Below are 12,120 nucleotides of genomic sequence, written 5' to 3'. Positions count from 1 at the left end.
GGTTTCGTGTCTGCCCAAACGGTGCCGCCCGAGCAATGGGTCGGCGCGCCGATCCCGGCCGTCAGCACCCTGAGCCGCTCTGCGGTGATGGGCGACTATCTGGCTTCGGCACCCGCGGGCGCGCGTACGCCGCAGGAGTTCCGGGTCGGCCCGCCCGATCCGCAGGCCGGCGCATTGAGCCGCGCCGAGGCGGTGGCTGACCTGAACCTGTGGCTGCGTTCCGGCCTCGGCCAGAGCGCCTGGCGCGACGACTTCGATCCCATGCGTGGGAGCTATCGTGCGCAGGTGGCGATGTACCAGCGGCTGCGCCATGGCCCGGAGTTCACCGCGGAGGTCGCGCGCGTCCAGGGCACGGGCAGCGGATTCGCGACCACGGCGCAGTCTGCTGCGCTCCCGGCCTACGAGTGAGGCCCAGGCCGCGCGCCGCGCCCGGCAGCTCAGCCGGCCGCGGCGCGCAATTGCTTTCTCTCGCCCAGGTACTTGGCCAGGCGGGGCAGCAGCAGCACCGCCAGGATGACCAGGATCAGCACCAGCGACATCGGCCGCTGGAAGAACACCACCGCACTGCCCTCGCCGATCGACATCGCGTTGCGCAGCTGCGCCTCGGCCAGCGGGCCCAGGATCATGCCCACCACCACCGGGGCGGTCGGGAAGTCGAAGCGCCGCATCACCACGCCCAGCACGCCGATCACGAAGAGCAGCACCAGGTCGAAAGAGCTCTGGCGCATGCCGTACGCGCCCACGGTGGCGAAGATCAGGATGCCCGCGTAGAGCTGCGGCTTTGGAATTTTGAGCAGCTTGACCCACAGGCCCACCATCGGCAGGTTCAGCACCAGCAGCATCACGTTGCCGATGTAGAGCGAGGCGATCAGCGCCCACACCAGCGCGGCCGAGGTGGTGAAGAGCTGCGGTCCCGGCTGGATGCCGTAGTTCTGGAAGGCGCCCAGCAGGATGGCGGTGGTGTTGGAGGTCGGGATGCCCAGCGTGAGCAGCGGGATCAGCGCCGCCGTCACGGTGGCGTTGTTGGCGGCCTCGGGGCCGGCCACGCCTTCGATCGCACCCCTGGTGCCGAACTCGGCCTTGTCCTGCGGGTCCTTCACCAGCTTCTTCTCGGTGGCGTAGCTCAGGAAGGTCGGGATCTCGGTGCCGCCGGCCGGGATGCAACCGAAGGGCGTGCCGATGGCGGTGCCGCGCAGCCAGGCCGGGACCGAGCGCTTCCAGTCGCGCGCCGTCATATGCACGCGACTGAGCTTGTTCTGGCTCTCGACCACGCGGCCTTCGTACAGCACCGCATAGAGCACCTCGGCCACCGCGAACAGACCGACCGCGACCAGCACGATCTCGATGCCGTCGAGCAGTTCGGGAATGCCGCCGGTGTAGCGGCCCTGGCCGGAGATCTGGTCGAGGCCGATGCAGCCGGCGGCCAGGCCGATGAAGAGCGCCGTGAGGCCGCGCAGCGTGCTCTTGCCAAGCACCGCGCTGACGGTGGTGAAGGCCAGCAGCATCAGCAGGAAATACTCCGGCGGCCCCAGCTTGACCGCGAACTCGGCCACGAAGGGCGCGAACAGGGTGACGATCACGGTGGCGATGCTGCCCGCCACGAAGGAGCCGATGGCGGCGGTCGCCAGCGCGGCACCGGCGCGGCCGCTCTTGGCCATCTTGTTGCCCTCCATCGCCGTCACCATGCTGGCCGTTTCGCCCGGCGTGTTCAGCAGGATGGAGGTGGTCGAGCCGCCGTACATGGCGCCGTAGTAGATGCCCGAGAAGAAGATCATCGAGGCCGTGATGTCGACCTTGCCCGTGATCGGCAGCAGCATGGCGACCGCCACCGCGGGACCGATGCCGGGCAGCACGCCGACGGCCGTGCCGAGGGCGCAGCCCACCAGGCACCAGAGCAGGTTGGCGGGCGTGATCGCGGCAGCGAAGCCCTGCAGCAATGCGTTGAAGATATCCATGTCAGATCCACCCGGTGGCGGTGAGGCCCGGCAGGTTGATGGCCAGGAACTTGGTGAACATCCAGAAGACCGGCGCCGAGATCAGCAGGCCCGTCACGACGTCGATGAGCCAGGTGCGCGGCGAATTGACGCCGGCCTGCCCCTTCGAGCGCCGCAGCCCCTGGACCGCGAGCAGGTAGCACAGCGTGCAGCTCAGGATGAAGCCGATGGTGGTGATCAGCGCCGCGTTGAGCAGCAGGCCGGCCGAGACCCAGACCAGGCCGCTCCAGTAGGCGGGCTCGTCCGAGGGCGCATCCATCTGGCGGAAGCCGCCGGTGCGCGATTCCCAGACGATCCAGGCACCGCAGAGCGTGAGCGCCACCGACACCAGCCAGGGCAGGAAGTTGGGGCCGACGCCGCCGTAGCCCGCTTCCGACGAGATGCCGACCGCGCCGTAGGCCAGGGCCAGGCCGGTGAGGAGAATGCCGGCGCCGACAAGAGTCTGCGGCCAGACCGGGTGCGGCCGCGATTGGGGCTCGAGTGGCACGTGCCCACTCGAGGTGGGGTCGATGTTGGACATTGTTCTGGACCTCGCGTGTGATCGGGGAAAGAAGGGAGCGCGGCCACCACGCCGCACTCCCGCACGCTCGCGCTACACCCAGCGCGTCAGACCATGCCGGACTTGACCATGGTCGCGCGCAGGCTCGCGAACTCCTCGTCCACGAACTTGGCGAAGGCGTCGCCCGACAGGACGGCGGGCGTCCAGTCGTTCTTCTTCATCGCATCGGCCCAGGCCGGCGTCTTGAGCGCGGCGAGCACCAGGTCGGTCAGCGCCTTGCGCTGTTCGGGGGTGATGCCGGGGGCGCCGTAGACGCCGCGCCAGTTGCCGATCTCGACGTCGATGCCCTGCTCCTTGAGCGTGGGCACGTTGATGCCCGGCAGGCGCTGCGCCGAGGTGACGGCGATTGCGCGCATCTTGCCGTCGGCGATGTACGGCGCGAACTCGCTGTAGCCGCTGCCGCCGACCGTGACGTTGCCGCCCAGGATGGCCGCGGTGGCTTCGCCGCCTCCGCGGAAGGCCACGTAGTTGATCTTGGAGGGATCGGCACCGACCTTCTGCGCGATCATGGCCGCCGCGATGTGCTCGGTGGAGCCGCGCGAGCCGCCGCCCCACTTGACGCTGCCCGGGTCCTTCTTGAGCTGCTCGACGACGTCCTTCATGGTCTTCAGGGGCGAGCTGGCCGGCAGCACGAACACGTTGTATTCGCTGGTCAGGCGCGCCAGCGGCGTGGCCTGCGAGAGGTTCACCGGCGGCTTGCCGGTGATGATGCCGCCCAGCATCACGGCGCCCATCACCATCAGCGCATTCGGGTCACCCTTGGAGCCGTTGACGAACTGCGCCAGGCCCAGCGCGCCGGCGGCGCCGCCCTTGTTGTCGTAGGTGACCGTGTCGGCCAGCTTGCCGTCGGTCATGGCCTTGCCGAGTGCACGGCCCGTGGTGTCCCAGCCACCGCCTGGATTGGCCGGAATCATCATCTTGACGTTGGGTGCGGCCCAGGCCGACAGCGGCAGGGCTCCGGTGGCGGCCAGCGCGGCCATGGACTTCAGGAAGGTATCTCGACGCATGCATGTCTCCTTGGGGATCTGGAAGGCTGGAACGCCGCTATGATGCGCGCGCCCGCTGTCAGTTGGCTGTCCTGCGCACTGGGGAAAACACCGAAGTACCGGCCATGAAGCTGCTGTTAGTCGAAGACGACCCCTCGATGCAAACCACCCTGCAGCGCACCCTCGGCCGCCGCATGATCGACGTGCGCCTGTGCGGCGACGGCGCGCAGGCGCTGTCGCAATGGCGCGCGCTGGAGCCCGACGTGGTCGCGCTGGACCTGAGCCTGCCCAACGTCGACGGGCTGCAGGTGCTGGCGCAGGCGCGCGCCGAAGGCCTGCGCACGCCGGTGCTGCTGCTGACCGCGCGCGGCACCGTGGGCGATCGCGTGGTGGGCCTCAACACCGGTGCCGACGACTACCTGCCCAAGCCCTTCGACCTCGACGAGCTGGAGGCGCGCATTCGCGCGCTGCACCGGCGCCACCAGAGCGCCGGACCGGAGGCCGCGAACAACCCGCAGCAGATCGGCAGCCTGCGCTACGAGCCCGACAACGGCGCCATCTACCACCGCGCCGAGGTGCTGGAACTCACGCCGCGCGAGCTCGCCCTGCTGAAGGCGCTGATGGTGAAGCCGGGCCACGCGGTGGCCAAGGAGCGCCTGTTCGAGCTGGTCTTTCCCGGCGAGAGCGAGGTGCAGTACGAGGCGATCGAGGTGGTGGTGTATCGGCTGCGCAAGAAGCTGGCCGGCACCGGGGCGGCCTTGATGACCTTGCGCGGCCTCGGCTACCTGCTGCGCGAAGAGCCGTGATGCGCGCCGTCTCGCTGCGCGCCAGGCTGCTCACCGGCATCCTGGCGCCGGTCGCGCTGTTCATCGTGATCAACAGCGTGAGCCTGTACCGGCAGAGCCTCGCGGCCGCCACCACCGCCTACGACCGCACCCTGCTCGCCTCGGCCAAGACCATCGGCGAGCAGCTCGACGTCGAGGGCTACGACGAGAAGGCCTCGCTGCGCGCCATCGTCCCCTACTCCGCGCTGGAGGCCTTCGAGGCCGACAACCAGAGCAAGATCTTCTACCGCGTCTCCACGCTCGGCGGCGAGATGATCTCCGGCTTCGCCGAGCTGCCCTTCTGGCACGGCAGGCTGCCCGACCGGCCGCCCTACGCGGCGCTGGTCGACTTCTACGATGCGCGCTTCCGCGAGCAGCCGGTGCGCATGGCCGTGTTGCTGCAGCCGGTGGCGAGCGCACGCGGGCGCGGCATGGCCGTGGTGCAGGTGGCCGAGACGCTGGAGCTGCGCGAAACGCTGGTGCGCAAGCTGCTCGTCGACATGCTCTGGCGGCAGCTGGTGCTGCTGGGCGTGATCGCCGCAGTGACGGTGTTCGTGGTGCAGCGTGCGACCCGGCCGGTGCGCCACCTGGGCGAGCTGATCGAGGCGCGCGCAGCCGACGACCTCTCGCCCATCGACGCGCCCGACACGCCGCGCGAGCTGCGCCCGCTGGTCGACGCCACCACCCAGGTCATGGGCCGGCTGCAGCGCCTGCTGGACCACCAGAAGCGCTTCGTGCGCGACAGCGCGCACCAGCTGCGCACGCCGCTGGCGGTGCTCAAGGCCCAGGTGCAGTCGGCGCGCCGCGGCGACGTGGCGACCGGCCAGGCGCTCACCGAGATCAGCGACACGGTGGAACGCGCCACCACGGTGGCCAACCAGATGCTGTCGCTGGCCAAGGTCGAGCAGTTGCGCCAGCAGCCCGAGTGGCAGGTGCTGGACCTCGGCGAGACCGTGCGCCAGCTCGCGCTCGACTTGTCGCCGCTGATGGCCGACAAGGCACTGGACGTCGAGCTTTCGGTTGGCGCCGCGCCGATGCTGGTGCGCGCCCATCGCTGGATGCTGCAGGAACTGGCGCGCAACCTGCTGCACAACGCCATCAAGCACAGCCCGCGCGGCGGCGCGCTGCGGGTGGGCGTGCGGGCCGAGGGCGAGAGCGCGGTCTTCGTCGTCAGCGACCAGGGCCCCGGCATCTCGGACGAATTGCGCCAACGCCTGTTCGCGCCCTTCGCGGCCGGCGACGTGGCCAGCGGCTCGGGGCTGGGGCTGGCGATCTGCCGGGAGATCGTGCTCGCGCTGGGCGGAAGCATCGCGCTCGACAACCGGGAAGGCGGCGGACAACGCCACGGGCTCGATGCCGTCGTACGGCTGCCGCTGGCCGGCGACAATCGCTGAAACCACTCACACGGGACATGGACCGCCTGCGCATCGACAAATGGCTCTGGGCCGCACGCTTCTACAAGACGCGCACCCTGGCCGCCGAGGAGATCGGCAAGAACCGCGTGCAGATCAACGGCGAGGTTGCCAAGGCCTCGCGCGAAGTGAAGGCCGGCGACCTGGTCGGGATGCGGGTCGGCGGCGGGGTCGACCGCATCGTGCGGGTGCGCGGGCTCAGCGGCCAGCGCGGGCCGGCGCCGGTGGCGCAGCAGCTCTACGAGGAAACGCCCGAGAGCCTGGCTGCGCAGGCGGCCGCGCGCGAGCAGCGGCGCATGGGCAGCGAACCGGCGCTCAGCATCGTGCAGGGACGGCCCACCAAGCGCGACCGGCGCGAGCTCGACCAGGCCCGGCATGTCGATTGGGACAAGCGCTGGAGCGCATCGCTGGATCCCGACGAAGACTGAACATCGCTTACCCTCGGGCTCGTTGCGACAAAGGAGTCCGCGCATGGCCAGCTTCAAGAAGTACCGCGTCGAGGGCGGCAAGTTCAGCCTCGCGAGCATCGACCCTGCCGACTCGCCCTTTCTGGAAGGCGACGAGCAGGCCCAGCGGGATCGGCTCGAACAGCTGGCCGGCGAGCTCGACGAGCTGCAGAACCTGCTGCATGCCGAGGGCCGGCGCAAGGTGCTCCTGGTGCTGCAGGGCATGGACACCAGCGGCAAGGACGGCACCATCCGGTGGGTGTTCTCGCGCACCTCGCCGCTGGGCGTGCGCGTGACGGCCTTCAAGGCACCGAACGATGACGAACGCGCCCGCGACTACCTGTGGCGCTGCCACGCCAACGTGCCGCGCAGCGGCGAGATCATGGTGTGGAACCGCAGCCATTACGAGGACGTGCTGGTGCCCTGGGTCGAAGGCTGGATCGACAAGGCCGAGCTGCGGCGCCGCTACGCGCAGATCCAGGACTTCGAGCGCCTGCTCGCCGAGACCGGCACGGTGGTCGTCAAGTGCATGCTGCACATCAGCAAGCAGGCGCAGCGCGAACGCCTGCAGGCGCGCATCGACGAGCCGGCCAAGCGCTGGAAATTCCAGCGCAGCGATCTGGATGTGCGCAAGAAGTGGGCGGCCTACCAGCACGCCTACGAACAGGCGCTGGCCGCCACTTCCAGCAGGCACGCGCCCTGGCACGTGATCCCCGCCGACAGCAAGCGCCATCGCAACCTGATGATCGCGCAGCTGCTGGTCAAGACCCTGCGCGGCATGGAGCTCGCGGTGCCTCCCGCCGATCAATCACTGGACGGGCTGGTCGTGGTGTAGGACAGCGCCGCATCTTCTACGTCCTCCGACCTTCGTCTCTCCTCCGAATGGCGTATTGAGAGGTCGTGGGGGCAGGTGGGAGACTGCGTGCCTGCTCACCCCGAGCCGTCACCTACTCCAAGGATCCCCAGATGGACGTCTTGACTTCTTCCGAGCTGATGACCGGCCTTCTTTCAGCGATCGGCACCGGCATCCTGCTCGTGCTGGCCACCAGCCGGGCACCGAAGGCACTGCATGACGAGATCGCGCTGCGCGTCGAGCGCTCGATCGCGCTGATCGACACCTGCAAGGACGCGCGCACCCGCTGAGACCGCACGGCCGGCCCCTCTTCAGAGGTCGGCCAGTTCCCGATTGATCTCGCGCGCCGTCTTCAGCAGCTGCGGCACCAGGCGCCGCAGCACCTCCGCCAGCTGCCAGCGCGGCGAAGGGACCGCGATGTTGATGGCGCCGACCGGCTCCCCGACGCGATTGGTCAGCGCCGCAGCGATCGAAATGTCCCCCACGAAGGTCTCCTGGTCGTTCAGCGCATAGCCCAGTTCGCGCGCCCTCGCCAGCGCGGCGCGCAGGCCCTGCAGATCGGTCACCGTCCGCTTGGTCATCGACGTGCGCTTCATGGCCCCCAGCATCGCCATCGCCTCGGCTTCGTCGAGCCTCGACAGGATCGCGCGGCCGGCCGCGCTGCAGTACACCGGCAGCCGCGAGCCCACGTGCAGGTCGACGCTCACCGCGTGCAGGCTGGGAAAGCGCACGACGTAGACGATCTCCGGCCCCTCCATCTCCGTGAGGTTGACCGTCTCGCCGGTCTTGCGGTTCAGCGCCTCCAGGTGCGGGCTCGCCTTCTCGCGCAGCCGGTCGGTCGCGAGCACCGTGTGGCCGAATTCCAGCATCCGGCCCGACAGCGTGAAGGCCCGCGTGAGCGGATGCTGGCGCAGATAGCCGAGCGCATGCAGGGTGTGTGTGACGCGCTGCACCGCACTGCGGTCCAGCTGCGCCAGCGCCGCCAGCTCGGTCAGCGCGACCGCGCGCCCTGCCGCATTGAGCGCCTCCAGCACCTGGAAGCACTTGGCGATCGATGCGATGAAGAGCGAGCTGTCCAGGCCGGCGTCCGGCTTGCGCGCCTTGCGCGCGGGGGCGGCTGCGATGGATCTGGCGCGGGGCATGCGTGCCTCTCGAGTGGGTCCGTCATTATTGCATTGCAATACATCGTATTGATAAACGATAGGGCACGTAATACAGTGCGCCCTTCCCCCGCAAAGCCCTCATGCTGCAAGTCCTCTTTCTGATCGCCCTGCTCCCGGCCCCGCTGCCCGGCAACGACACCTCCGGCCATCCGGCGCGCGAGCTGTTCGTGTCGGCCAGGCGCCGGCGCTCCGGCTCCCATGCCGTCGTCTGAACCGCGGGTCGCCGTCGTCGGCGCCGGCGTGGTCGGCAGCTGCATCGCGCTGGCGCTGCGCAAGCGCGGCGCGGCCGTCACGCTGATCGACCGCGACGAGCCCGGCCGCGGCTGCAGCTACGGCAACTCGGGCGCCATCAGCCCGGGCTCGGTGGCCCCGCTGGCCATGCCCGGCATCCTCTCTTCGGTGCCGCGCATGCTGCTGGACGAGGAGAGCCCGCTGCATCTGCCCCTGTCCTACCTGCCGAAGGCGGCGCCGTGGCTGATGCGCTTCGTCGCCTCCGCCCAGCCCTCGCGGGTCGCGCTCTCGGCCGCCAAGCTGGCCGCGCTGCACACGGGCGCCCTCGACCGCCACGAAGCGCTGGCGCGCGAGCTCGGCGTGCCCGAGCTCTTCGTGCGGCGCGGCCACCTGCACCTGTACCCCGATGCACGCGCCCTGGCGAAGGACGCCGACGGCTGGCGCATGCGGCAGCACTACGGCTACCCGTTCCAGCAGCTGGACCGCGACGGCATCCTGGCGCTGGAGCCGCGCGTGGGCGAGCGCTACCGCATCGGGGTGTTCGTGGCCGACCACGCGACCATCGTCAATCCTTTCCGCTATGTGCAGGCGATGGTGCGTGCCTTCACCGCGCGCGGCGGCCGGCTGCGGCGCGAGGAGGTGCGCGCGATGACGCCGCTGGACGGTGGGCGCTGGCGCCTCGCCACGGCGGGCGCGGCCGATGGCGCCGAGGACAGCTTCGACCAGGTGGTGGTGGCCGCCGGTGCCTGGTCGCGCCGGCTGCTGGACCCGCTGGGCTTGCGGCTGGCGCTGGAGAGCCAGCGCGGCTACCACGTGCAGTTCCAGGGCGGACGCGACACCGTCTCGCGCACAGTGGTGCTGGCCGATCGCAAGATCTTCGTCACGCCGATGGAAGACGGCCTGCGCGTGGGCGGCACGGTGGAGATCGGCGGCCTCGAGCACCCGCCCGATCCGCGTCGCGCCGCGATCCTGGAGCGCATCGCGCGCGAGACCTTCGAAGGCCTGGACGACCTGCAGACCACGCAATGGATGGGCCACCGCCCCTGCATGCCCGACTCGGTGCCGGTCATCGGCCCGGCGGCCGGGCGGCCCGGGCTCTGGCTGGCGGTCGGCCACGGTCACCTGGGGCTCACGGATTCCATCAACACCGCGCAGTCCATCGCGAGCGGCATGCTTGGAGCGCGGGCTGCCGCCCGCTGAGAAAGGCGCTGCATGCGCTTGCAAGGCGCCTTGCAAGGCCTTCTCCCAGATCGCTCCCAATTCGGGGACTACATTGGCTCTTGTCGGCCCTGGCCCCTCCGTTCCTCATCTGTGAAGGGCCGACCTTGACCCGCTTCGGCGGGTCTCTTTTTTTCGGCGGCGCCCGATCGCATCGCCGGTGATGGGTCATGGGCTCCGAAGTAAAAAGTATCAATGCAGCTCGGCGCCGCAATGCCCCGCCCGCGGTGCGCATGGCGGAAGCGTCGACGATTTAACAGCGTGCGTGCATTTCTGGCGATCTCCACACCTGGCCTCCCTCGCAACAACGACACTTCGACAGATTCGAAACGACGTTGAAGACTTCGAGGACTGGACATGGAATCACCGGATCTTGAAACAGTTGAGAAGGCACGCGCCCTGGTCGAAGAAATCATTGCCGGCCGCAGTCCGATGGCGGCGGCGGTCCCCTACTTCGCACCCACGGACATCGGCTGCCTGACGCCGGCAAGGCAGGAAGCCGAATCGCGCATCCAGGAGGAGAACGACTTCGGCAACCGCCTGCGCGCCGCCATCCAGATGAGCCTGGCGGCCGCCGCGGCCTCTTTGCGCGTCAGCGAATCCCTGATGCAGGATTTCGCGCAGCTGAGCCTTCCCGAACGCCAGAAGCAGCTCGCACGCTGCGCCTGCGACGCGCAGGCCTGCAGGGACATCGCAGGCCATGTCGCGCCGATCCTCTCGGGCAAGGAGGCACCGAAGCTGGATGCGCTGATGGAGATCAAGAGGCTCAAGTCGGCGATTTACGAGCGCTTTGGGCGTTGGCCGGGGGGTTGAGCTTGCAGGCCATGCAGGCCGGGCAACGAGGCCCATGCGCGGGCACGCGCTGGATCGAGGAGCGCGTGGCCTGATCCTGCGGGCGCGCGGATGTCGATCCGGCGTACACTGCGCTAAACCAGCATGACGCCGAGGGGGATTCAGTCCTCCAGCATTCGCGCTGCTCCCGATCGTCGCGCAGACCCTGGCGATATCCGCGGCAGCCCCTATCTCGAGAACGCGGCTTGACCGCGTTTCTTTTTTTGGAAGGCGCACGCGATCATGAAGACCCTTCAAGATGCCAGCGAGCGCATCTGCGAACTCAAAGGGAGCTTGATGGCGATCGACGCTCTCCTTCCCGCGCTGCTGGAGGCACTGCCGGTCGCCTCCCATGGTCACCTGGTGCGTTCGTTCGAGGCGCATGCCGAGGCCGCGCGCACGGTGATGCAGCACGTTCCCCTTTTCGATCAGGTCCTTTCCACCTTCGAGCGCGAGATTGCCCGCATGCGCGCGGTGCTCGCCGGCACGGCGCCAGCCGCGCCGCGCACTGCCACCGAAGCGGCGCTCCTGACCACGACGCGCGTCAGCACCTTCCAAGGGCCCTGCTCCCTGTCCGGCGCCAGCGGCTTTTTCTTTCGCCGCGAGGGGCGGCTGTTCCTGGTCACCAGCCGGCATGTCCTTGCCGATGAAACGAGCAGCCACTACCCCGACCGCATCGAGATCGAGGTGCATACCGACAAGCTCGATCTGACGCGCTACGCGGCCGTTTCGGTGCCGCTGTATCGCGGGGGCCTGAGCCAATGGCGCCAGGCAGCCGACACCGCCGGCGACGTGGATGTGGCCGCCATCGAGATCGACGTCAGTTACTTGCCCGACCCCTGCATCCTGCATGCGTTCGGCCCCGAGCACCTCGAACCTTCGGGTGGCGTGGCCGAGGTCGGAGATGCGCTGGTCATCGTCGGCTTCCCGCTGGGCTTCCATGACACGGTGCATCATCTGCCCGTGGTGCGCAGTGCATCCATTGCCTCGGCATTCGGCGTGCGCTTCCAGCAGCAGGGCTATTTTCTGACCGATGCCCGCACCCATCGAGGCAGCAGCGGTGCCCCGGTGCTGCGGCGCATCCACCATCCGAGCGCGGACAGATCGCAGTTGCCTTGGCAATTGCTGGGGGTGCATTCCACGCGCATGGACATGCGAACACGCGACCTCGTGCAGGACGAATCGCTTGGGCTCAACTGCGCCTGGTACGCGGATGTGCTCATGGCCCTGACCGCGCCCTCCAAGGCCACGATGGCAGCCTGAATCGCTCGCACGATTCCTTGCGCCGCGCTCAAGCCTCGAGTGAGCTTGCGTTCGCCGCCTCGGCCAGTTTGAACCGCCCCAACGCCCTGTAGCCACGAGGCGTGATCGAATGAACAGTGGCCCAGACAGCCCGGCAGCTGTCGCGCCACTTCGGCAGCGTCGCCGTCACCAGACCGGCCGTCTGGAGCCTTGCCACCCTCTCGATGTCGGCCAGTCCGGTGACGCATAGCGGCAATACGCTCAACCCCAGCATGTGGAGAAGATGCATCGGCATCTGAGCTGATGCTGGACGGCTGGGAAGGCGTATTAACACGATCTTGCTCCGCGATGGCTCCTCTGG

15 protein-coding genes are annotated in these 12,120 nt (G+C 68.9%); 10 read left to right on the top strand and 5 right to left on the bottom strand.

Features of this window, described 5'->3' with window-relative positions; translation table 11 throughout:
* Positions 1 to 6: 6 nt before the first annotated feature.
* Entirely contained in the window at positions 7 to 408 is a 402-nt protein-coding gene (locus AC3A6X_RS24875; protein WP_487844689.1) for a hypothetical protein, read from the top strand.
* A 29-nt stretch (positions 409 to 437) separates the two neighbouring features.
* Here the strand turns inward: AC3A6X_RS24875 and AC3A6X_RS24870 are convergent, their stop codons facing one another.
* From AC3A6X_RS24870 to AC3A6X_RS24860, 3 genes are all read right to left on the bottom strand, one after another.
* Entirely contained in the window at positions 438 to 1,955 is a 1,518-nt protein-coding gene (locus tag AC3A6X_RS24870; RefSeq protein WP_487844688.1) for a tripartite tricarboxylate transporter permease, read from the bottom strand.
* Position 1,956: 1 nt separating this feature from the next.
* Complete coding sequence (locus tag AC3A6X_RS24865) at positions 1,957 to 2,514, bottom strand: tripartite tricarboxylate transporter TctB family protein (protein WP_487844687.1); 558 nt, start codon at positions 2,512 to 2,514, stop codon at positions 1,957 to 1,959.
* 86 nt (positions 2,515 to 2,600) lie between these two features.
* Entirely contained in the window at positions 2,601 to 3,560 is a 960-nt protein-coding gene (locus AC3A6X_RS24860; RefSeq protein ID WP_487844686.1) for a Bug family tripartite tricarboxylate transporter substrate binding protein, read from the bottom strand.
* A gap of 104 nt (positions 3,561 to 3,664) precedes the next feature.
* Between AC3A6X_RS24860 and AC3A6X_RS24855 the strand changes: the two genes are divergently transcribed.
* The 5 genes from AC3A6X_RS24855 to AC3A6X_RS24835 all read left to right on the top strand — a co-directional run bounded on the left by AC3A6X_RS24855 (position 3,665) and on the right by AC3A6X_RS24835 (position 7,364).
* Positions 3,665 to 4,345: a response regulator gene (locus AC3A6X_RS24855; RefSeq protein WP_309962124.1), complete on the top strand. Its 681-nt coding sequence runs from the start codon at positions 3,665 to 3,667 to the stop codon at positions 4,343 to 4,345.
* Positions 4,342 to 5,757, top strand: a complete 1,416-nt coding sequence (locus AC3A6X_RS24850; protein ID WP_487844685.1) for a sensor histidine kinase — start codon at positions 4,342 to 4,344, stop codon at positions 5,755 to 5,757. The genes AC3A6X_RS24855 and AC3A6X_RS24850 overlap by 4 nt, the downstream gene beginning before the upstream one ends.
* Positions 5,758 to 5,774: 17 nt before the next feature.
* On the top strand, positions 5,775 to 6,203 hold the full coding sequence (locus AC3A6X_RS24845) for an RNA-binding S4 domain-containing protein (RefSeq protein ID WP_309962120.1): 429 nt from the start codon (positions 5,775 to 5,777) through the stop codon (positions 6,201 to 6,203).
* A 43-nt stretch (positions 6,204 to 6,246) separates the two neighbouring features.
* A complete protein-coding gene (locus tag AC3A6X_RS24840) occupies positions 6,247 to 7,056 on the top strand; it encodes a PPK2 family polyphosphate kinase (RefSeq protein ID WP_487844684.1) in 810 nt (269 codons plus the stop codon).
* Between the two features lie 131 nt (positions 7,057 to 7,187).
* On the top strand, positions 7,188 to 7,364 hold the full coding sequence (locus tag AC3A6X_RS24835) for a hypothetical protein (protein ID WP_164255777.1): 177 nt from the start codon (positions 7,188 to 7,190) through the stop codon (positions 7,362 to 7,364).
* Between the two features lie 21 nt (positions 7,365 to 7,385).
* Here the strand turns inward: AC3A6X_RS24835 and AC3A6X_RS24830 are convergent, their stop codons facing one another.
* Positions 7,386 to 8,216, bottom strand: a complete 831-nt coding sequence (locus tag AC3A6X_RS24830) for an IclR family transcriptional regulator (RefSeq protein ID WP_487844683.1) — start codon at positions 8,214 to 8,216, stop codon at positions 7,386 to 7,388.
* 101 nt (positions 8,217 to 8,317) lie between these two features.
* On the opposite strand from AC3A6X_RS24830, the gene AC3A6X_RS24825 reads away from it, so the two are divergent.
* From AC3A6X_RS24825 to AC3A6X_RS24810, 4 genes are all read left to right on the top strand, one after another.
* Positions 8,318 to 8,449, top strand: coding sequence for a hypothetical protein (locus AC3A6X_RS24825; protein WP_487844682.1), 132 nt, complete (start codon positions 8,318 to 8,320; stop codon positions 8,447 to 8,449).
* Positions 8,436 to 9,668 (top strand): NAD(P)/FAD-dependent oxidoreductase, encoded by a 1,233-nt coding sequence (locus AC3A6X_RS24820; RefSeq protein ID WP_487844681.1) that lies wholly within the window; start codon positions 8,436 to 8,438, stop codon positions 9,666 to 9,668. The genes AC3A6X_RS24825 and AC3A6X_RS24820 overlap by 14 nt, the downstream gene beginning before the upstream one ends.
* Positions 9,669 to 10,043: 375 nt before the next feature.
* The gene (locus AC3A6X_RS24815; protein ID WP_309962110.1) at positions 10,044 to 10,499 is read left to right on the top strand and encodes a hypothetical protein; all 456 of its coding nucleotides are present in this window, start codon (positions 10,044 to 10,046) and stop codon (positions 10,497 to 10,499) included.
* A 261-nt stretch (positions 10,500 to 10,760) separates the two neighbouring features.
* The gene (locus AC3A6X_RS24810) at positions 10,761 to 11,780 is read left to right on the top strand and encodes a S1 family peptidase (RefSeq protein ID WP_487844680.1); all 1,020 of its coding nucleotides are present in this window, start codon (positions 10,761 to 10,763) and stop codon (positions 11,778 to 11,780) included.
* Between the two features lie 28 nt (positions 11,781 to 11,808).
* Here the strand turns inward: AC3A6X_RS24810 and AC3A6X_RS24805 are convergent, their stop codons facing one another.
* Entirely contained in the window at positions 11,809 to 12,054 is a 246-nt protein-coding gene (locus AC3A6X_RS24805; protein ID WP_487844679.1) for a hypothetical protein, read from the bottom strand.
* Positions 12,055 to 12,120 lie beyond the last annotated feature (66 nt).

This window comes from Variovorax sp. Soil_C_12 (genome assembly GCF_057657375.1).
Note: the sequence above shows the minus strand (reverse complement) of the source record. Positions and strands in the feature narration are given on the sequence as shown.